The following is a 20,801-nucleotide window of genomic DNA, read 5'->3' as shown; positions in this document are numbered from 1 at the left end:
TTAGGCACACCCTGACCTTGGTATGATGACATGACAGTGTTCATGAGATTTATCCATAAACGGATGTTTGTTATATCGGTCCGCCGATTCTTTGTCGGTCATTCCGGTCAATTTACGATTGAAGCGTCCTTGACGCTGCCGATCATTTTAATCGCGACTTTGCTGCTTATTTTCTTATCGCTGTTTGTCTATCAGCAAGCTTCCGTTCATTATACGGCGGCATTGACGGCAGATCGGACGGCTTATATTTGGGACAACGGCAGAAAAGATCCGGTGACCGGATCGGTTGGGTTGGGGCAAACGGATGGCTTGTACTGGCGGCTGACGAACGACCACGTGATGAATTTGTTCAGCTTCCTGCTTCCTATTGCTCCTGTTTCCGTTCAACTTCCTTCATCCGGGCAAGCAGCCGGTCAAAATGGTCCGACAGGCAAACTTTCCCGAGCGGCAGGCAACCTGCCCGAGCAGCTTCGTGGAGAGATCGATTATACGAATTATGGTTTTCTGCGCTACGTTCGCGTCGCCCTGGAAAAAAAGTTTCACGTTCCTTCCCTGGCACGGAAATGGTGGGGCAAAGAGGCTGATATTGAAACTTCGTCCAAATCTTACGTGATTGACCCGATCGAAACGATCCGGCTGACGGATCTGACGCGAACCTTTATCAGTGAAATCCAAGGGCGAATCAAGCCGAAGGATGCGCTGAAAACGATGGTCGACCCGAAAACCTCGGTTAAAGAACCCGTAAAAATCACCTCTGAAAGTGAAGCTGCAGAGCATTTGCGTGGCTTGGTGGGTGGGGTGAGCAAAAAAGTTAACTTGACTCCAGAAACCGTCCGGGTTGTCGATGCCTTGGACTCTTCCGGTGTGGCACATCAGGCTTATTACACCTTTAATGAAAAAAATTTGCGAGAGCAGATGTCAAAAGACGTGGAACTGCTGATGCAGGGTACTGAAATTAGAGGCGTGGTATGGCATTTTTTCAAGGTCTCGAAGAACGATAAAATGAAGCTGACCCATGGGTTAAAACGGGAACTGGAACAAAAAGGAATTGTAGTCGTGTTTCATGAGTAATGGAAAGTAGGGGAATCCGGAGGTGAATGTTTGAGGAGGTTGCTAAAGCTATGGAAGGAACAAAGCGGTGCCGTATCCATCTACTTGATCATCATTTTTGTTCCTTTGTTTCTGCTCTGCGGGCTGCTGATCGATGTCGCGAGATGGAAGACAGCGGATAAGGAAGCCGAGAATGCCGTAAAATCCGGGGTTCGCTCGACACTTTCCGCTTTTTCTCCGGAGCTGGCAGCCTATGGATTGTTTGGTACGGATCTGACTGGCAGCAAGGGGAACGAAATTTTCAAGCAAACGGTGGCCGGCAATTTGTCCGGCGCTGCGGAGCCTGGTCAATTCCGTTTTATTGATCAGCGTTTGGAGGAGGATTCGGCTAAGGTGACACCGATCTTCGCCTTATCCAGTCATACCATCTTTAAGCAGCAAATATTGGAGGAGATGAAATACCGGGCTCCGATGATTTACGCGCTTGAACTGACCGACAAATTCAAAAAAACAGGGCTCGATGCCCAATTGAATCAAGCTTCGAAATTCGCCGAAAATGCGGTTAAAGTGGAAGCGCTGCTGGAGGAACGCGATCGTAGATTGGATGAAGCTTGGGAAGCATTTCAAGCGATACGTCAAAAATCTGAAGTGCTGCATCCGCATTACGATACGCAGCTTCGCGATTTGAATACCTTAAGCGAGAAAATCGGCATCCATACGCTGGAAAATATACGGGCCTCACTGCAGTCCGCGCAAGCCACGTTGAAGGCGCTAAACGACCAAATAAAGCAAATCGACGGTTCGATCATGTCTTTGATCCAAGGCGGCATAGGTGCCGCCGATTCGATCCGGCAGCTGAATCAGACGAAAAACGAATTGCAACGTCAAGCGTCGGAAGTGGCGCAGAAAGTAGCAGAGTTCCAACAGCTGTTGGACGATTTTACCAAATATGCCGCTTTGTTTGGATTGCTGAAAGGCGAGGCAGCGCTCGATGATGCGGCGCTCTCCAAACATAAGGATGCGTTCTTGGAAGCGATGAAGCTGACTAAAAAAGCAAACGATGATTTGAATGCCGAAATCAGCAAGGTCCGGCAGCCAAACGGTTCGGGTCGGCAGCTAAAGGCCGAGGATGTTTTCAACTTTGTGCATTTAATTGACCGTCAGGAACTGGAACAGTGGGAAGCGGGAGTAGGAACGGCGATAGCCCAGTTTTCCAGCGTACGAGTTCAGCTTGAAGATAACCTCATGTTTACGAAGCAAAAATATTCTACGACCTCAACGGCGTTGAACGGCTTCAAAACGAAAGTGGATGAATGGTACACCAAACAGAATAAGTCGCAAATCGAGCGTCAGAGCAAAAATAAAGCGACGGCGGCGGCTAAGCGGGAGCAAAGGGCCAAAGCGCAGCCGATTCTGGACGAGTTTCGGCGTACGATCGGCAACTGCTCACTTGTATCGAATGTCGATCCGTATGAGGAGAGCTACCGCAAGCTTCAGGGCGATCCGAAGACGGCTGGCAGCAAAGGCTTCTATCAGACGTATTTGGAAATGAACCAGGCTGCTGGGGCAATTTCTCCTGTATCGACTGTTAATTTGAAAACACCGGATCAGGCCGGGTCCAGCTCTTTGAAGCTGGTTTCTGCACTGGAAGGGGTGTTGACGGATGTGCGGGACGAGTTTTATATCGATGAATTTGCAGTCAGCAAATTCAGCTACCGGACACTTGGCTTGGAGAAAGATGCTTTCGGCCGGCCCAAAACATCCAAAGAGCTGTCCAATCCCGCAAGCCATGGATTAACCAATCAGGAAGTTGAATATTTAATTTACGGTTCGAATACTTGCAGCGGCAATTATTCGTCGGCGTACGTGGAGATGTTCGCCGTACGGCTGGCGATCGGAACGACCGAAGCGCTGCTTGAGCCGCGCAACGAAGTGCTTGCCGCCGGTTCGCCGCTTCTCGTCTTGCTGGCTGCGGTGACAGAAGGCGCAATTCGGGCACAAGCGGACATGATGAAGCTTGTTCAAGGCGAGCAGGTGCCACTGTCTCAGAAGCTGAGCGGAGTAATCACGCTAGGATATAAAGATTATTTGAGATTATTCCTTCTGCTTCATAGCCGTGAATCGGTTTTGTTATCCCGGATGCAGGCGTTGATCGAATTGAACACAAAACAGAAGCTTTATGAAATGACTACATATGTTTCCGGTGGTGTTTCAACCTCATATCGGCTCTGGTTTTTACCGGCTGTCATGAAGCTGGTAGGGAAAAGCGGGTTCTCTGGCTGCGAGGTAAGCGGCAACCGCTGCCGGATGACTAAAACGGCAGACTTTACATATTAGGAGGCCAGTATGTTGCGATGGACGAAAGAGCAGAGAGGAAGCATCACTCTTGAAGCCGCGCTCGTGATGCCCTTATTTCTGGCATTTCTTCTGCTGCTGATTGCGTTTATTCGCGTATCTTTAGCTGAGATGGCTCTGCAGTCGGCCGTCTCGGAATCAGCTAAAGTCATTGCTACAAACATGTACCCGGTTGAACTGTTGTACCGACAGGGGCAAGCGCGGTGGCAGAATAGCCAAGCCAGTGCTTGGCTGGGGAACGTGGTCACTCAACTGGAGACGGCCAGACAGACGGTTATCGATTCCGAACAATTCGTGGAGGACTATGGTAAATGGATTCCTGAGCCTATGGTTCGTTTGGTCGCTTGGGAAAAAGAGCGAAGAGAACAGCTGGAGGCGCTTGGCAGCTCGGCAAAGGATGAAGCGAAGCAAAAGGTCGAACAGAAGGTCGCGGAGGCGGCCACGCCAATTATTGCATCGTTTGCGGACATGGGAAACCTTGATCGACGTAAATTCAAAGTAACCTCGCTTCATTTTCCAAACTTTGATAGCCGTGAGAAGGCTTATGTTGTTATCGAAGCGCAGTACGAGTACACGTTCTCAGTCCCTTTTTTTAAGAAAACCGTCATACTTCGAAAAAAAGCGCAGGAGCGCGCATGGATAGGGGGATAAGCATGCTGGGTATTTGGTTTGCTGCGGTAATGCTGGCCGTTGCGTTCGTTACGGATATCACGAAACAAAAAATTCCGAATTGGCTTACCGTGACGGGAGCAATCTCCGGATTGATTTTTCATTTGGCTACGACCGGTTGGAACGGACTGGCGTTTTCCGCTGCGGGACTTGCCTGCGGCTTTGCTCCGATGCTTGCGTTATATGTGCTTCGTGCAGTGGGGGCTGGAGATGTCAAGCTGTTTGCTGCGTTGGGAGCTTTTACCGGGGCGGTGTTCTCTCTCTACGCCATGGCAGCCTCGCTCATATGTGCCGGTCTGATCGCGCTGCTTGTGCTGCTATGGCGAAGCGACGGCGTTCAACGGCTGACCCATGCGGGATTTGTGCTCATTCAGCTCGCCGCGTTCCGCAAGCTGTCTGTATTAAAGTCCGATCCGGCATCTGACGGCCGGCTCCGTTTTCCATTCATGTGGGCAGTGCTGCCGGGCGTTATGATTACGATCTTTCAATGGGAAGTAATAGGTATTTAATGAGATAAATGGAAAATAAAAGAAAAGGAGAATGGCATTGGACGAGCAGCTTTACGGCCTGAAAGTCGATTTCGACAACCGAAATGGCCATTTTATGGTACTTTCTTCACCGACCGGGATGAAGCAGCAAGACCTCTCGAGCTTTCAAGTCAATATGCTGTCGGCTAACCGGATTCCGCGGCTGCTCGAAGTTCAGGTAGAGGCAAGGAACGGAGATGTATGCCTGTATTATGCCATTACCGGCAAACGAATGCTCAGCCACTGGCTGCGAATGGAGAAGCTTTCGCTCGCCCAATATTATGCGCTGCTGCTGCATATTGTCGAAGTGCTCGACGACAGCAAGGTATATATGCTCCAACCCGGCAGATACGTCTTAAAGGAGGAATATATTTATTGCGGAGCCGGTTTTCAAGATTTGTATTTAACTTACATCCCTAAGGAACATTTGGATGGAAAGGGTTCGGTTTCTTCAGATCTCCAACATTTGGCGTCGCGTTTGATTCACCGGGTAATCGAGCTCCAGGGAAGCGGATTTCAAGAGCTGATGCGTTATTTGCAGGAGGAAGCTTTCAATTTGCCCGAGCTTAAACAACTGCTCTTGAAGCAAATCGGTCTTTTACAGCATGTGTCACCCGCAGGATCGGAACTCGCCGGAATGACGGCTCCGCCACAGCATGCTTTCAGAGCTTCCGTTCATCCGGAGTCTGCGTTATTTCATAGTACGGAGCAGCCGTTTATCGATCCCCCGAGAGCGGTGCGCAACGAGTATTCGGTGTATGAGCCGGTTGGCGGACAGATACCCGTAGCGTCCCAGCCACAGCGTTCGACTGAGTCCGGAATGTCCAAGACCGAAGCAGCAGCCAAAGCGAGGCCTGAATCCCGTAAGAAGCAATTGTTCATTATTTTACTTACTGTTCTCGTATGGTGCTTCGTTTGGAAAATTTATCTTGACGATCCGAGCGACACCATGCTCTGGATGTGTATCGGTTTGACTCTGATCTTCACGGCGGGAGCCTTGGTGCTGTTTCTCAGAATGGCAAAGACTTCAAGCGAGGCGCCGAAACAGGGTGCACCGGGTTTGACCTTTAAGCCCAACAACGAAAAATTGCCTGAGCCGGATCGCGGGGACCAGGCAAGCTTTATGAGTCGCGTCGGATTGGCGTCGCCATCGCCGATTCGTTTTGCCGCTCCGGGAGATCCGGTTATTCCGGACGCGGAACGTTCCATGGAGCAGGACCCGATTTTTTCTCCGGCGACCGGGTACAGCCAATTGTCAGATGGAGAGGCACAGCCTAATGAGATACAGCCCCAATCCTCGGACCTCTCGATGCGAACGACGCTGTTAGCGCCGCAGGACGCAACGGTCTTTCTTGGCAAAGCGCCTCGTCCTTCGGACCGTTTATGCGCATGCTTGGAGGTTTTTCGCAATGGTGCCAGGGAGCAAATACAGCTCCATAAAAACAGCTTCGTCATCGGACGCGCTGGAGCGGGAGCGGATTGGGTGAACGAGGAAGCGGGCGTATCTCGCTTGCATGCCGAATTTGTAAAGGATGACGAAGGCTATGCCGTTAAAGATTTAGGATCGCGAAACGGAACCACTGTCAATGGCGAATCATTGGTGCCTTACCGGGTGCATCGGTTGAAGGAAGGTGATATAGTTAAGATCGTATCGACCGAATTTACGTTTAAAATGGGGTTCTAACAAGTGAAACCGACGATTGCCGTCCATTTTCAATATGGATCCGCTACGCATACGGGATGGTTCCGTACAATTAACGAAGACCGCTCGCTGCTGCGAGTGGGACAGACAGTGAAAGGCGTTCCGTATGCCGCAGCCGCGCTCGCCGACGGGATGGGCGGCTCGGAGGACGGCGCACAAGCCAGCGAGTTGGCCATTCGTCGGTTGAAAGAGTGGCTTGACGCCAAGGTTCCCGCTTTGCTTTCTGCAGGAGATAATCTGACAAGATTGGAACGCGAGGCGGAAGCATGGTTTTTTGCCGTTCACAGGGAGTTGGTCGACACGGGGCGGGGCAGTCGCGGCCGTCTCGGTACGACATTGACGCTCTTATTATTGACGGATGCCGTCTACTTCATAGCACATGTCGGAGATTGCCGCATTTACCGATTATCGCCGGCAGGCCGATGCAAGCGGTTGACCCGTGATCACACATGGGTATCGGCCCAAGTCCGCCGCGGGCGAATGTCTGTACGGCGCGCACGAAGTCATCCAAAGCGCAACGTGCTGCTTCATTCGCTCGGCATGGGGGAACGGCCTGACGTTTACATCCGCTCGGGATACTACGCACCGGGCACATTATTTTTGTTGAGCAGCGACGGATTTCATGACCGGTTTCTGCCCAGATCCATTGCCGCGCTGCTGCGTACGGCGAACGGGAAGGGAAGCGACCTGCAGGAAATGTGCGACTTGCTGCTAACAAAGGCGCTGCAGCGAAAATCCGATGATAATATCAGTGTTGTTTTGCTCAAGCCTGTGACGGGGAAGAAAAACGCAAAAGAGCGGCTGCGATTATACTGCGGATTATGGCTCCGAAGACTTTATCGCTGCGGCTGCAAGCTCCTGTCAAGTCTATCATCTGGATAACTTGCGCCTACTGATGTTATAATGAATTGTCGAGCGCGAATTATTTTCATAGACAGGAGATTCCGAAATTACATGAGCTTGTTGACGGTGGAAGAATTGAGCCACAGCTTTGGTGGCAGGGTATTGTTTAAAAATGTTTCGTTTCGCCTGCTTCCAGGAGAGCATGTTGGATTGGTAGGTGCCAACGGCGTCGGCAAATCGACGCTGATGAATATTTTGACCGGAAATTTATTGAAGGATTCGGGGAAAGTCGAATGGACCCCCAAAGTAAATTATGGCTATTTGGACCAACATACGAAGCTGACACCTGGGAAAACGGTCCGCGAAGTGCTCAAGGACGCTTTTCTGCCTTTATTTGAACTGGAACAGGAGCTCAATGGGATCACCGAACAGATGGCCAACGCCGACCCGGACCAATTGGAGCTGCTGCTCGAGCAAATGGGCGAGATTCAAGACCGATTGGAAAACAGCGGCTTTTATCTGCTCGACGTAAAAGTTGAGGAGATGGCGAATGGTCTGGGGCTTGATGCGATCGGATTGGACCGCGACGTGGCACAGCTTAGCGGGGGACAACGGACGAAGGTACTGCTGGCCAAGCTGCTGCTGGAACAGCCGACGGTGCTTCTTCTCGACGAGCCGACCAACTACCTGGACGTCGAGCATATCGACTGGCTGACGGACTATTTGCAAAACTATCCGTACGCCTTCATGCTCATTTCCCATGATACCGAGTTTATGAACAAGGTTGTAAACGTCATTTATCATCTTGAGTTTGCCAAGCTGACGCGTTACACCGCTAACTACGAAAAATTTCTGCAGATGGCAGATATCAATAAACAACAGCATATCGATGCTTATGAGAAGCAGCAGGAGTTTATCAAGAAGCAGGAAGATTTCATTCAGCGCAACAAAGCGCGTTATTCGACGTCGGGCCGGGCAAAAAGCCGTCAAAAGCAGCTTGACCGCATCGAGCGGATCGACCGTCCTGAGGAGGCGGTAAAACCGACCTTCGTGTTCAAGGAATCGCGGGCAAGCGGACGCATAGTATTTGAGGGCAAAGACCTGGAAATCGGCTATTCCCATGCACTTCTGCCCAAAATGAACGTCACGATTGAGCGCGGCGATAAAATTGCTGTCGTGGGATGTAACGGAGTCGGGAAATCGACGCTGTTGAAGACGATTTTGGGCAAAATCCAGCCGTTTGGCGGATCGACGTTTTTGGGCGACTTTCTGTACCCTTCTTATTTCGAGCAGGAAGTGAAAGCGCCGAATTTGACGCCAATCGACGATGTATGGAATGAATTTTCGCATATGAATCAGCATGAAGTTCGGGCAGCGCTAGCCCGGTGCGGGCTTAAAAACGAGCACATCACCCGGCCGCTGAGCAGCTTGAGCGGGGGCGAGCAGGCGAAGGTTCGGCTGTGCAAGCTGTTGATGCACGAGAGCAACTGGATTGCGTTTGACGAACCGACGAACCACTTGGATGTAGCGGCTAAGGATGAGCTGAAACGAGCGCTGAAGGAATATAAAGGCACGATCGTACTTGTATGCCACGAGCCCGATTTTTACGAGGATTGGGTAACGAAGGTGTGGGACGTCGAGGAATGGTCCGCCGCCAAAGCAGGCAGGTAAGGACAGAAGAAGCCGACAAATTCGATTTTGAAAAGGGGACTGGAATCGATGATTACTCATATCGTATTGTTCAAATTAAAAGATCGCAGCCCGGAAGCGGTCAAGCGCACGTATGACGTTCTGGCGAACATGGAAGGGAAAATTCCAGTGCTTCGCCATCTGGAAGTCGGAATGGACGTGCTTCACTTGGAACGTTCCTACGATATTGCGCTGATTACGAAATTCGATTCCCTCGAAGACTTGAAAACGTACGATACGCATCCGGTGCATGAAGAAGTGAAGGCACATATGAAGCAAGTGCTTGACGGAACCAGCATTTGCGTCGATTTCCAAAGCTGATTCCGGACTAGCTTCCAAAAGGTGTCACCATAACATCGGTTTCATGATCATGAGCCACAGCATGACGAACAAGACGAACAAATATAAATAAAGCGACCGGCTAAGCTTGCGGAGAAGCGCCTGACGGTCGTGTTCCGGTTCGCGCAGCTTACGGATCGTCGGAGAGAACGCACGGGCCATGAACAACAGCGACGCGAACAGGACGACGAACGTGCCGAAAATCCACGGGGTCATCCATGGCCAGCTGCCAAGCCACATCAGAAGCAGCCCGGTAGCGACGAGCACGTGTCCGGCATGCTTGGACAAACGAACGACGAAGCGGAAGGAATCGAGGTAGGAGTGCAGCAGATTGCCATCGGCGGTTTTTAACCTGCGAAGCATCGGTATCAACACGAAGAACGGTCCGATCGATACCATGGCACTGACGGCATGAATGAATACGAGCCAGGAATACATGGTCAACAACCTCCACAACGGTAGCTGAAAATCGTAAAGAAAAGAAACAGTGTAGCAAAGGCACCTGCAGCAAGCGGACCCGGCTTGGCCGGGGAGGCCGCGGCAGTACCGAGGCTACACTGTTTTTGCCGTATTACACGGCGCGGAATTCGTGGACCCACACCTTCATGTGCGGAAGCCACGGCATGCCTGCATGCAGGGATAAAATGTAATTTTTGTAGGCCTCGACCGTCTCGTATCCTTCCGTCTTTGCGTGCTCGTCGGTCAGCTCTCCGAGCGACTGCTGATAAACGTTCATCACTTCAAAACGGTGGCCGTTCAACTCCATGATTTCGCCCGGATCGGCGTAACGTCCGTTGCGGCGGGTAGCCGTTTTTTCTCCGCGGAGCACTTTGTCGATGTCTTCTTGAACGGTGACCAGACGGTCGATACTACAGGTTTTTGGCGGCAATGGTTGAGTCATGTTGATTTGTACCTCCTTGGTTAATAGATCCATTCCGTAGCTTACCTTAAATTTTTTAGAGAAGCAAACGAACGGAGGCAGATCCTATGAAATGGGATATAAACGAAACGTATATGATGCAGGTGCTGGATATGCTGCTCTCGACGCCAAGCCCGAGCGGTTTTTGCAGCGAAATTATGGGCAAGCTGGCCGCCGAAGCGGAAAAGCTGGGGTACCCGATCAGCTTCACGCCTAAGGGCTGCGGGATTATAACAGTCGAAGGCCGGCAAAAGGACCGGGTGATCGGCTTGTTCGGTCATGTCGATACGCTTGGAGCGATGGTACGTTCGATTAAGAGCAACGGCACGCTGCGGTTCACGTTGATCGGCGGCTACATGATGAGTTCCGTCGAAAACGAATACTGCCGCGTGCATACCCGTGACGGACGAACCTACGACGGCACGATCCTGACGACCAAGCCTTCGGTGCATGTCTTTCCGGATGCGCGAGATTTGAAGCGGGAAGAAGCGGTTATGGAGGTGCGTTTGGACGAACCGGTCAAGTCGGCGGACGATGTCAAAGCGCTCGGTATTGCTCCTGGAGATATCATTTCCTTTGACCCGCGCACCGAGTTCAAAACGAACGGCTTTATCAAATCCCGCCACCTGGATGATAAAGCGGGTGTTGCCGCCCTGTTCGGGCTGCTTGAACTGCTTAAGCGCGAGGCTATCGTACCATCCTGCACGCTTAAGATTATGATCAGCGTATATGAAGAGGTCGGCCACGGCTCGGCTTGGATACCGGGAGACATCAGCGAAGTGCTCGCGGTCGATATGGGCGCAATGGGAGAAGATCTGAATTGTACGGAGTTCGACGTCTCGATCTGCGCCAAAGATTCGTCCGGGCCTTACGATTACGCGATGACGTCGAAGCTGATCGAGCTGGCGAAGCGCGACGGACTGAGCTACGCGGTCGATATTTACCCGCAGTACATGTCGGATGCTTCCGCTGCGCTTCGCGGAGGAAGCAACATTCGCGCCGCTTTGATCGGCCCGGGCGTTCACGCTTCCCACGCGATGGAGCGGACGCATAAGGACGCCGTGCGGCATACGGCTTCGCTGCTTGCCGCTTACGTGACGGAGCCCGCCGAACCTTACGGCAATCAATAAACGCAAGCAACGGCGAGGAGGCTTGAATCCGCTTGAACATCATTACGGTAGAAGATTTATATAAAAGCTACGGCGAGAAAGTTTTATTTGACGGCATTCATTTTCAGATCAACGAGAAAGAACGGATCGGGCTCGTCGGCGTGAACGGCACGGGCAAATCGACCCTGCTGAAAGTCATGGCCGGACTCGAATCGACGGAGCGGGGAAAGCTCATCCATGCAAACCACTTCCATGTCGAGTATTTGCCGCAAAACCCGTCGTTCGATTCCGACTCGACCGTGCTTGAGCAGGTGTTTTACGGCGATACGCCGATGATGCAGGCATTGCGGGAATACGAATGGGCGCTTGCCGAGCTACAGCTTGCCCCTGAGGACGAGAAACGGCAGGCGAAGCTGTTCGCCGCGCAGCAGCGCATGGATGCGACAGGCGCATGGGACGCCTTCACGACAGCTAAGACTGTGCTGACCCGTCTAGGCATCCGCGATTTCGGCCAAAAGGTCGGTACGCTTTCCGGCGGGCAGCGCAAGCGCGTCGCGATGGCTCGGGCGCTCATTCAACCGGCGGATCTGCTCATCTTGGACGAGCCGACCAACCATATTGACCATGAAACGGTGCAGTGGCTGGAAGAATTTCTTGCGAAGTGGCGAGGCGCGCTGCTGCTCGTGACGCATGACCGGTATTTTCTAGATCGGGTGACGAACCGAATCTTCGAACTGGACCGCGGCAAGCTGTACAGCTACGAGGGCAATTATGCGGCATTTCTGGAGAAAAAGGCCGAGCGGCTGGAGCGCGAAGCCGCGGAGGAAGACAAGCGGCAAAACCTGCTGCGCAGAGAGCTGGCGTGGCTTCGGCGGGGCGCTAAAGCCCGGACGACGAAACAAAAAGCGCGTGTGGAGCGTGTTATCGAGCTGCGTGACCGCAAGGTGGACGGACCCGCCGCACAGTTGGACATTTCGCTGAGTGCGAGCCGGCTCGGCAAAAAGATCATGGAGCTGGAAGATGTCAGCAAATCGTTCGAGCAGCGTAAAATCGTCGACAATTTCAACTATATCGTTTTGCCTGAAGATCGCATCGGCATTATCGGACCGAACGGGACCGGTAAATCGACGTTTTTGAACATGTTGGCCGGCCGACTGGAGCCGGATGCGGGTTCCATCGTAACCGGACCGACGGTGAAACTGGCTTACTACACGCAGGAAAGCGTCGAGATGGACGAGAAGCAGCGGGCGATTGACTATATTAAGGAAGCGGCCGAGGTGGTGCGAACCTCCAGCGGCGAATCGGTTACGGCGGCGCAAATGTTCGAGCGCTTCCTCTTTACGCCAGCCCAGCAATGGACGCCGATCGGCAAACTGTCCGGAGGCGAACGGCGCCGGTTGTATCTGCTGCGCACGTTGATGGGCGAACCGAACGTGCTTTTGCTGGACGAGCCGACGAACGATCTGGATATCCAGACGTTGACGATCTTGGAAGAGTACCTGGAAGATTTTCCAGGCGTGGTCATCACCGTATCCCATGACCGTTATTTTCTGGACCGGACGGCGGATCACCTGTTTGTGTTCGAAGGGGAGGGCCGCATCCGAAGGTTTTTCGGCAATTATACGGAATATTTGGAAGCGTCCCGAAGCGAAAAGCAGGCGGCAGCGGAGGAGCGGCGCGAATCCAAAGCGGCAGTCGAAACCGCGCCGGTGCAGCAGCGCGAATCGAACCGTCCCCGCAAGCTTTCCTACAAGGAGCAAAAAGAATGGGACGAAATCGAGGATAAAATTGCCGGGCTCGAGGATCGCTTGGCGCAGGTCAAGCAAGATATCGAGAACGCGGGCAGCGATTATACGAAAGCGCAAGAGCTGTTCCAGGAAGAGCAGGAGCTGACACAGCGGCTGGAGGAAGCGATGGACCGCTGGACCGAGCTGTCCGAGCTGGTAGAGCGTATCGCACAAAACAAGTAACGAAGCGTTTCATCGGTGCGGCTGGCCGATTTGGGCGGAACAAAAAATAACATCCAGTGGGAAGACGCGCCAATTTATGCTATAATATACGTTTGGAAGCGGCTTTACACGGGCTGATCGCTTTATTCTATCGCGAAAGTAGGTTTTAAACAGATGATTACGGTAACAGGAGTCACCTTAAGATACGGTAAACGGGCACTATTCGAGGATGTAAACATTAAGTTTACACCCGGTAACTGCTACGGTTTGATCGGCGCGAACGGAGCGGGCAAATCGACATTCCTGAAAATTTTGTCCGGCGAGATGGAGCCGAACAAAGGCGAAGTGAGCATCACTCCGGGCGAGCGCATGGCAGTTCTGAAGCAGAACCATTTCGAATATGACGAAGTGGATGTACTCAAAACGGTCATGATGGGACATGCACGCTTGTTCCAAATCATGGAGGAGAAAGACGCGCTGTACGCAAAACCGGATTTCTCCGAAGAGGACGGCATGCGTGCGGCTGAGCTGGAAGGGGAATTCCAGGAGCTGGACGGCTGGCAGGCGGAATCGGACGCGGCGGAGCTGTTGATCGGTCTTGGCATTTCCAAAGACCTGCACGATGTCAAAATGAAAGAACTCGACGGCAACCAAAAAGTCCGCGTCTTGCTGGCGCAGGCGTTGTTCGGCAACCCGAACATTTTGCTGCTTGACGAGCCTACGAACCATTTGAACATCGAATCGATCAACTGGCTTGAAAATTTCCTTGCCAGATATGAAGGCACCGTCATTGTCGTATCCCATGACCGTCACTTCCTGAACCAGGTGTGTACGCACATTGCGGATATCGACTTCAGCAAAATCCAGATGTACGTCGGCAACTACGACTTCTGGTACGAGTCCAGCCAGCTGGCTTTGAAGCTACAACGCGAGGCTAACAAGAAGGTCGAGGAGAAGCGCAAAGAGCTCGAAACGTTCATTCAGCGCTTTAGCGCGAACGCCTCCAAGTCAAAGCAGGCGACTTCGCGTAAGAAGCTGCTGGAGAAGCTGACGCTCGAAGATATCAAGCCGTCGACCCGGAAGTACCCGTTCATCAAATTTACGCCGGAGCGGGAAGCGGGCAAGCAATTGCTTCAAGTGGACCGGGTCAGCAAATCGATCGACGGCCAACTGGTCTTGAACAATATCAGCTTTACTGTGAACAAAGGAGACAAAATCGCACTCGTCGGCCCGAACGGGATCGCTAAATCGACGTTGTTCCAAGTGCTGATGGGCGAGCTGGAAGCCGATGCCGGCGAGTACAGCTGGGGCGTGACGACGACGCAAGCGTATTTCCCGAAAGACAACTCGGCTTATTTCGATACGGACATCAACCTGGTCGACTGGCTGCGCCAATACTCCAAGGATCAAGACGAGTCCTACATCCGCGGCTTCCTGGGCCGCATGCTGTTCTCCGGCGAAGAAGCGCTGAAGAAAGCAAGCGTGCTGTCCGGGGGCGAAAAAGTACGCTGCATGCTGTCCAAAATGATGATGAGCGGCGCCAACGTACTGATTCTGGATGAGCCGACCAACCACTTGGATTTGGAATCGATCACGGCGCTGAACAACGGGCTGATGGATTTCGACGGTACGATGTTATTCGTATCCCATGACCATCAATTCGTGCAAACCGTGGCAAACCGGATTATCGAAATTACGCCGAACGGCATGATCGACAAGGTCATCACCTACGACGAATACTTGGAAAACGACGAGATTAAGAAGCAGCGCGAACTGTTGTACGCTTAATTTCCATCCCAAGCTTGCAAGATCCAGCCGTTCCGATAATTTAAAAAAGGATGAGCCGCAGGCCTGAAAAGGCTGTGCTCATCCTTCTTTTCCAAACGCGGCCGGTTAGCTTCCGCCGGTACGCCGGCGTTGGTTGTTCGGCTTTTTGTTGTTTTGGCTTTTCATTACCGATGCGTTTCCGGCACGCTGCTGGCCATTGGCTTTAGCGTCATGCTGGGCTTTCTTTTTTTGTGCGAGCTTGTTTTTAATCGCGTCCGCCAAGCTGACTTTTTTAGGCTCACCGGCGGATTGCGGCTGCTCATTCGAATTTTGGTTCGTTGTGTCCGACATTGTTTAACACCTGCCCTATACCCTGGATAGTACCATTCTACCGGATAGGTCCCTCTGGAAGCAATAAGCAAATATGTAGGGGAGGGATTGGAATCATGACGCTCGTCGAATGGTCGGAAAAAGACTTGCTCGCATGGCCGGCCGCTCCGACCGAAGCCGTAGAACCGGAATTCCCGGAAAACGTGGCCGGAGGCCGCTTGGCTCATTCGGAGCCCCGGTACGTATTCTTCTACACTCCGCTGTGCGGCACGTGCAAGGTAGGCGAGAGAATGCTCGAAGTCGTCGCGGCGTTGAATCCGCAGATTGCCATTGGCCGCTGCAATATTAATTTCTCGCCGGTTCTGGCACGGAATTGGCAAATTGAAAGCGTGCCGTGTCTGGTGCGTTGGAATCGCCGGACGGTGGCGGGTAAGAAATACCGGTTCGACGACGTGCAGGAGCTGCACCGCTGGATGAACATTACTACAAATGGCTGATGAGGCCATTCAAACTTTTAACAAGGAAGGGAGTCGTATCTATACGATGCTGGAATCCATGCTAACTCCCGGAACGATGGTCCGGGCTTCCTACAAAACAGGTGATTACATCGGCGAGGTTGTCGAGCTGTCGCCTACCGGTAAAGTCGCCGTCAAGATTGCCGCAGTCGTAAAACACCCGACGCAAGGAGATTTGCACAATCCGATGGACCCGGATGTGGCGTTTTTCCATCAGCGGCGCGCGCTAGCCTATCAGGAGATTGCGCTTATGCAGCCAAACACGGTCCGGCCGTACCAAGGGACGGTTCCGGAATACCGCGAATCGCTGCGGCAAGCCTTGGCGCAGGAGCGCGAGCAGCTGCAGCGGACGGTTCGCTGGGCCGAGCGATGTCTCGAAGAATTGGACCGGCTCGAGGGAGAGTACGCTTAAGACGGAAGGGATCGGGTTGTCATGCTGTTTGTTTTTATCGGCCTATGGACGATCGGGCTTCTCCTGATCGTCACCGATCCGAAGCGGGCGACGACACAATGGATCAGCAGCATCGCCTTTACTGGCGGCTGCGGGGGATTGTCGGCGGTGATTGCGGATGATCTCGTGCCTTATTTGTTTGACCGCGGCCTGCTGACGATGCCTGTTGCGGTGCTGCTTGCCAAAGCCGAGCTCGCCAGTTCGCTGATGTGCTACTTCGGCTTGCCTTATACGTTTTTGATGTTCGCAATCGTTTACTACCCGGATTATCCGGTGTGGCCGTGGAAACGATGGATTCCGTGGGCGCTGGTGGTTCTTCCTGCTTTTTCCTTCGTGCTCGAACCGAAACCCGGCGATCCGATCCCTTATTACTTTGTCACCCCTTGGGCGGCGCCGTATATTGCGACAGGCGCCGTTTTATTGATCATGGCGCTGCTGAAGGAGAAAAATTCGTTTCTCCGCCGCAGCCGGATGCTGACGACGCTAGCGGCAGCGCCGACGCTGGTATTCGCTTTGTTTACGCTTTATTTGCTGCCTACCTTTTTCGGTGTGTACGAATGGTGGCGCTATAACATCTGGGTGATTGCACTCACCCTGGCCATCATTGTCGGATCGAGCTTCCGCTACGGATTCATGGGTCTGCAAATCTCGATACGAAACCAGAAGCTTGATTATACGCTGCGCGCGATTACGTCCGGGACATCGATTTTGAACCATGCGATCAAGAACGATGTCGGCAAAATCCGGTTGTTCGGCGACAAAATCAAATCCGAGGCGGCAGCCGGACGAACGGATCCGGCTCAAGTGGTGCAGGATATGGAAGTCATTTTGTCCGCTTCGCAGCATATTTACGATATGATCTACCGGATTCAAGGACAAACCCAGGAGATCAAGCTTCAACTGGAGGAAATGGACCCGTGCGAGCTGATGAGGGACTGCATTCGCACGCTGTCTCCGGAGCTGCATAAGGTCGAGGTTCGCGAGCAGTATTTGACGGAGGAGCGGATTGCCGCCGACCGGGCGCAGCTGACCGAGGTGTGGACCAACGTGCTGACGAATGCTATTGAAGCGATGCCGGACGGAGGCGTCTTGACCGTACGTTTGATGGAAACGAAGCGCAAAGTCGTTGTGGAAGTGAAGGACACGGGCCCCGGAATGGACAAGGGGCAGCTCAAACGCGTCTTCGATCCGTTCTATACGACCAAAAGCGGTAAAAAAATGAACTTCGGCTTGGGACTGTCTTATTGTTATACTATAGTTCAGAAGCATAAAGGCACCATGAACATTCACAGCAAGCCGGGCCAAGGAACTAGCGTCTTCATGCAGTTTTCGAAGCAAAAGCGGCTTCCGGCGGGAAGGGAGTTAATTTGAATGGAGCATCCTGCGATTCGCGTCGTCATTGTCGAGGACGATCCGGACTGGCTGCGCGGCTTGCACAGCTACTTGCAGAGGGAGCCGGATATCGAAGTGGTGGGTCAGGCTTCGTCCGGTGAAGCGGCTGTCGAGCTGCTGGAGAAGACGGAAGCGGATGTCGTTCTGATGGACGTTATGATGTCCGACAGTCCGGAGGGACTGTGGGCCGCAGCGGAAATCGTTAAGTGCAGCGGGGCCCGCGTCGTGATGCTTTCTTCAATGGAGGAGAAAGAAATCATCTTCGAAGCGTTCAAGGCCGGCGCCGTCGATTATATGGTGAAGTCCAACTTCACGGAAATTCCGCAGACGATCCGCAACGCGTACGCCAACCGGAGTTCCATCCACCCGAGCGTCGCTGCACAGATGCGGGAAGAGTTCCGCCGCCTGAAGCAGCTTGAGCACGAGGTGCGGGTAAGAGAGCTTAAAAATTTGCTGACGCCGACCGAAATTCAAGTGCTCGATCTGATCGAAAAAGGGCACACCCAAACGCAGATCGCCGACAAATTCGTTGTCTCGATCCGGACAATAAAAGTGCACGTTGGGAACATTTTGAAGAAATTGGGCGGGAAAAGCAGCAAGGAAGCGGCTCAAAAAGCAAAAGATATGGGCATTCTGTAAGCTGCCCGAAAAGCGGCTGCCACAGGCGTAAAAACCGGAAGGACGCCGCTTTTTGCGTTACACCTTGCACGAAGTTTGTGGTATAGTGGAACTGTTTGAGAACATAGAAAACCGTCAGCGAAGGAGCCTAACGCATGAGCGCAAACGACAAAATACAAATCGGCGTCATCGGCGCCGGCAACATCGGCAACGTACATATTCAGGAATTTTTGCAAATCCCGGACGCTGTCGTAACGGCCGTAACGGACGTATACCAGCCTATGGCTATCGCGCGGGCGAAGGAATATAACATTCCAAACGTTTACGCAACCTATCAGGAGTTGCTGCAGGACCCGGGCGTGGACGCGGTCATTGTAGCCGTCCCGAACGATGCTCATGCACCGATCGCCATCGAAGCGCTTCAAGCCGGCAAGCACGTTCTGCTTGAAAAACCGATGGCCGTTAACGCAGCTTCCGCCAAAGAAATTGTCAAGGCGCACCTGAAGTCGGGCAAAGTGCTGATGATGTCGCATCAGATGCGTTGGGAATCGCTTAATATGCAGGTGAAGGAACAAATCGATAAAGGCGCGCTCGGCAGCATCTATAATGTCAAAACCGGCTGGCTGCGTCGCAAAGGAATTCCGGGCTGGGGCACTTGGTTTACGCAAATGCATAAATCCGGCGGCGGACCGCTGATCGATATCGGCGTGCATATGCTGGATTTGTCGCTGCACTTGATGGGCAGTCCGAAGCCGGTCTCCGTCTTCGGGACGACGTATGCCGAGTTCGGGCCGAAGAAGCGCGGCATCGGCACTTGGGGCAAGCCGGATTGGAACGGCTTTTATGACGTTGAAGATCTGGCGACCGCTCTTATCAAGCTGGATAACGGCAGCACACTGTCGCTTGATGTAAGCTGGGCGGCCAATACCGATTTTATCGATAACGGGCCTTACATTTACCTGATGGGGTCCGAAGGGGGCGCTTCCCTGCGCGCAGGAAGAGGAACGCTTCATACCGAGCTGTTCGAACGGACCGCCGACGTGGAGCTGACGGTGGATTCGAACGATGAAGGGCCTCGCCAGCGTATGAGCCGCCACTTCCTGGACTGCATCCGGGAGCACCGCGAGCCGCTTACATCTGCGATGTCGGGGCTGACCAACAGCTTAGTATTGGAAGCGATCTATGAGTCGTCCCGCACAGGTCAACTCGTTACGCTGGATTGGAGCTTGGATTAAACCCCTATGGATGATCTGCTTCAAGTGAATCTGCAATTATTCAGTATTATCGGCACGATCGCGTTCGCTATTTCCGGCGCGGTCGTTGCCATGGAAGAAGAGTACGATATTCTGGGCGTTTTTGTGCTGGCGTTTGTGACGGCGTTCGGCGGCGGGGTTGTCCGGAACTTGCTGATCGGCATTCCGGTCAACACGCTTTGGACGCAGGGACTTTACTTGAAAACGGCGCTCATCGCGGCGTTTCTTGTTTTTATCGTTCCGGTCAGTTGGATTCGCCGTTGGAAAACGTGGGAATCTTTGTTCGACGCTGTCGGCTTGGCGGCTTTCTCGATTCAAGGCGCGCTGTATGCGGTCCAGATGCAAGCTCCGCTGAGCGCCGTCATCGTCGCGGCGATGATGACCGGAATCGGCGGCGGGATCATCCGCGACGTGCTGGCCGGACGGAAGCCGGTTGTATTGCGCGACGAGATTTATGCGGTTTGGGGCATGCTGGCGGGATTTCTGATCGGGATCGGCTGGTTCCAAGGATCGTGGCCGCTGCTCGGTCTATTTGCGATTATCGTTATATTGCGGATGCTGTCGGTGCTGTATAAATGGCGGCTGCCGCGGCGTACGCTGCGGCTTAATGAGGAACGGCCGCTCAAAGAAAGCTGAGGGGGCTTGGCATGATGTCGGAAGCAAACGATCCGAACGCGTCCTGGAGCAGCCGGAAACGTATCCCGGGCGAAGAAATCGGGGAGCGGCTCGACTCCGTTCGCGTGTTGAAAGAAGATGCGCTTGAACTGTATGAAATCGCCAAAGACAAGGCGACGGGGGAGCATTACCTGCATTACGCCTACTTGCACCGGAATTTGGCCGCGATTCCGGCGGGACCGGAGGCTGTACAGGAAGAATCGTTTCATCATTTGATGCCGCTGGAAAGCGACGACGTGCTCGGGTTTTTATTCGGGGAAGCGCCTTACGATTATCCGGCCTACTGGAGCAAGCCGTTCCTGCGCAATGGTCCCGAAGGCGATTATGTATGGTTCGATCCTGGCTATGCGGCGGCGGAAGCCGAGCATGAAGCGATCGGACGCGACATCGCGGAGCAGCTAGCGCTCTTTAAGCAAGCGGGAGACGTATCGGAACAAAAAATCCGCGAGCTGCTGGAGCGGTTAAATCCCGACGATAGCGAAAAGAAGTAACGTTGCGCATATTTTCCGGCGGGTGATTCATCCTAAGCGTGAGCCTTACGAGGGCACGTCTACAGGAGGGACACGACAGGATGAACACCGTGAAATGCCGAAAGGGGCTGCTTCTGCTCGCAGTGACCGGGTGCTTGCTGCTGCAAAGCGCGTGCGGC

21 protein-coding genes are annotated in these 20,801 nt (G+C 53.1%); 18 read left to right on the top strand and 3 right to left on the bottom strand.

Going from position 1 to position 20,801, the window contains the following annotated elements; genetic code table 11:
* Positions 1 to 129: 129 nt before the first annotated feature.
* The 8 genes from QJ48_RS25035 (at position 130) to QJ48_RS25000 (ending at position 9,156) form a co-directional block, all read left to right on the top strand.
* Positions 130 to 1,071 (top strand): hypothetical protein, encoded by a 942-nt coding sequence (locus tag QJ48_RS25035; RefSeq protein WP_237763053.1) that lies wholly within the window; start codon positions 130 to 132, stop codon positions 1,069 to 1,071.
* Positions 1,072 to 1,101: 30 nt separating this feature from the next.
* Positions 1,102 to 3,387, top strand: a complete 2,286-nt coding sequence (locus QJ48_RS25030; RefSeq protein WP_237763052.1) for a hypothetical protein — start codon at positions 1,102 to 1,104, stop codon at positions 3,385 to 3,387.
* Positions 3,388 to 3,396: 9 nt separating this feature from the next.
* Entirely contained in the window at positions 3,397 to 4,056 is a 660-nt protein-coding gene (locus QJ48_RS25025; protein ID WP_054976141.1) for a TadE/TadG family type IV pilus assembly protein, read from the top strand.
* 2 nt (positions 4,057 to 4,058) lie between these two features.
* Positions 4,059 to 4,583: a prepilin peptidase gene (locus tag QJ48_RS25020; protein ID WP_063858161.1), complete on the top strand. Its 525-nt coding sequence runs from the start codon at positions 4,059 to 4,061 to the stop codon at positions 4,581 to 4,583.
* Between the two features lie 37 nt (positions 4,584 to 4,620).
* On the top strand, positions 4,621 to 6,285 hold the full coding sequence (locus QJ48_RS25015; protein ID WP_054976140.1) for a DUF6382 domain-containing protein: 1,665 nt from the start codon (positions 4,621 to 4,623) through the stop codon (positions 6,283 to 6,285).
* A gap of 3 nt (positions 6,286 to 6,288) precedes the next feature.
* On the top strand, positions 6,289 to 7,185 hold the full coding sequence (locus QJ48_RS25010) for a PP2C family serine/threonine-protein phosphatase (protein ID WP_054976139.1): 897 nt from the start codon (positions 6,289 to 6,291) through the stop codon (positions 7,183 to 7,185).
* Between the two features lie 72 nt (positions 7,186 to 7,257).
* Entirely contained in the window at positions 7,258 to 8,817 is a 1,560-nt protein-coding gene (locus QJ48_RS25005) for an ABC-F family ATP-binding cassette domain-containing protein (protein WP_054976138.1), read from the top strand.
* 48 nt (positions 8,818 to 8,865) lie between these two features.
* Positions 8,866 to 9,156 carry a Dabb family protein gene (locus tag QJ48_RS25000; RefSeq protein WP_054976137.1) on the top strand — a complete coding sequence of 97 codons (291 nt, stop codon included), beginning with the start codon at positions 8,866 to 8,868 and terminating at the stop codon, positions 9,154 to 9,156.
* A 24-nt stretch (positions 9,157 to 9,180) separates the two neighbouring features.
* On the opposite strand, the gene QJ48_RS24995 is transcribed toward QJ48_RS25000, so the two are convergent.
* Positions 9,181 to 9,612 (bottom strand): DUF2269 family protein, encoded by a 432-nt coding sequence (locus QJ48_RS24995; RefSeq protein WP_054976136.1) that lies wholly within the window; start codon positions 9,610 to 9,612, stop codon positions 9,181 to 9,183.
* Between the two features lie 133 nt (positions 9,613 to 9,745).
* On the bottom strand, positions 9,746 to 10,075 hold the full coding sequence (locus QJ48_RS24990; protein ID WP_054976135.1) for an ASCH domain-containing protein: 330 nt from the start codon (positions 10,073 to 10,075) through the stop codon (positions 9,746 to 9,748).
* A gap of 86 nt (positions 10,076 to 10,161) precedes the next feature.
* Between QJ48_RS24990 and QJ48_RS24985 the strand changes: the two genes are divergently transcribed.
* From QJ48_RS24985 to QJ48_RS24975, 3 genes are all read left to right on the top strand, one after another.
* Positions 10,162 to 11,223 (top strand): M42 family metallopeptidase, encoded by a 1,062-nt coding sequence (locus QJ48_RS24985; protein ID WP_054976134.1) that lies wholly within the window; start codon positions 10,162 to 10,164, stop codon positions 11,221 to 11,223.
* A 32-nt stretch (positions 11,224 to 11,255) separates the two neighbouring features.
* Entirely contained in the window at positions 11,256 to 13,172 is a 1,917-nt protein-coding gene (locus QJ48_RS24980; protein WP_054976133.1) for an ABC-F family ATP-binding cassette domain-containing protein, read from the top strand.
* A gap of 153 nt (positions 13,173 to 13,325) precedes the next feature.
* The gene (locus QJ48_RS24975) at positions 13,326 to 14,939 is read left to right on the top strand and encodes an ABC-F family ATP-binding cassette domain-containing protein (protein ID WP_054976132.1); all 1,614 of its coding nucleotides are present in this window, start codon (positions 13,326 to 13,328) and stop codon (positions 14,937 to 14,939) included.
* A gap of 105 nt (positions 14,940 to 15,044) precedes the next feature.
* Here the strand turns inward: QJ48_RS24975 and QJ48_RS24970 are convergent, their stop codons facing one another.
* Positions 15,045 to 15,269, bottom strand: a complete 225-nt coding sequence (locus QJ48_RS24970) for a hypothetical protein (RefSeq protein WP_054976131.1) — start codon at positions 15,267 to 15,269, stop codon at positions 15,045 to 15,047.
* A gap of 95 nt (positions 15,270 to 15,364) precedes the next feature.
* Between QJ48_RS24970 and QJ48_RS24965 the strand changes: the two genes are divergently transcribed.
* The 7 genes from QJ48_RS24965 (at position 15,365) to QJ48_RS24935 (ending at position 20,643) form a co-directional block, all read left to right on the top strand.
* Complete coding sequence (locus QJ48_RS24965) at positions 15,365 to 15,745, top strand: thioredoxin family protein (protein ID WP_082420671.1); 381 nt, start codon at positions 15,365 to 15,367, stop codon at positions 15,743 to 15,745.
* A 46-nt stretch (positions 15,746 to 15,791) separates the two neighbouring features.
* Positions 15,792 to 16,175 (top strand): kinase-associated lipoprotein B, encoded by a 384-nt coding sequence (locus QJ48_RS24960; protein WP_063858162.1) that lies wholly within the window; start codon positions 15,792 to 15,794, stop codon positions 16,173 to 16,175.
* 21 nt (positions 16,176 to 16,196) lie between these two features.
* Entirely contained in the window at positions 16,197 to 17,585 is a 1,389-nt protein-coding gene (locus QJ48_RS24955; RefSeq protein WP_157261751.1) for a HAMP domain-containing sensor histidine kinase, read from the top strand.
* A complete protein-coding gene (locus QJ48_RS24950; protein ID WP_054976130.1) occupies positions 17,586 to 18,245 on the top strand; it encodes a response regulator transcription factor in 660 nt (219 codons plus the stop codon).
* 134 nt (positions 18,246 to 18,379) lie between these two features.
* The gene (locus QJ48_RS24945; protein ID WP_054976129.1) at positions 18,380 to 19,459 is read left to right on the top strand and encodes a Gfo/Idh/MocA family protein; all 1,080 of its coding nucleotides are present in this window, start codon (positions 18,380 to 18,382) and stop codon (positions 19,457 to 19,459) included.
* Positions 19,460 to 19,465: 6 nt separating this feature from the next.
* A complete protein-coding gene (locus QJ48_RS24940; protein WP_054976128.1) occupies positions 19,466 to 20,113 on the top strand; it encodes a trimeric intracellular cation channel family protein in 648 nt (215 codons plus the stop codon).
* An 11-nt stretch (positions 20,114 to 20,124) separates the two neighbouring features.
* The gene (locus tag QJ48_RS24935; RefSeq protein WP_054976127.1) at positions 20,125 to 20,643 is read left to right on the top strand and encodes a hypothetical protein; all 519 of its coding nucleotides are present in this window, start codon (positions 20,125 to 20,127) and stop codon (positions 20,641 to 20,643) included.
* Positions 20,644 to 20,801 lie beyond the last annotated feature (158 nt).

Source organism: Paenibacillus sp. A3 (assembly GCF_001399685.1).
Taxonomy (GTDB): Bacteria; Bacillota; Bacilli; order Paenibacillales; family NBRC-103111; genus Paenibacillus_G.
This window is presented reverse-complemented; position numbering and strand designations above follow the sequence as displayed.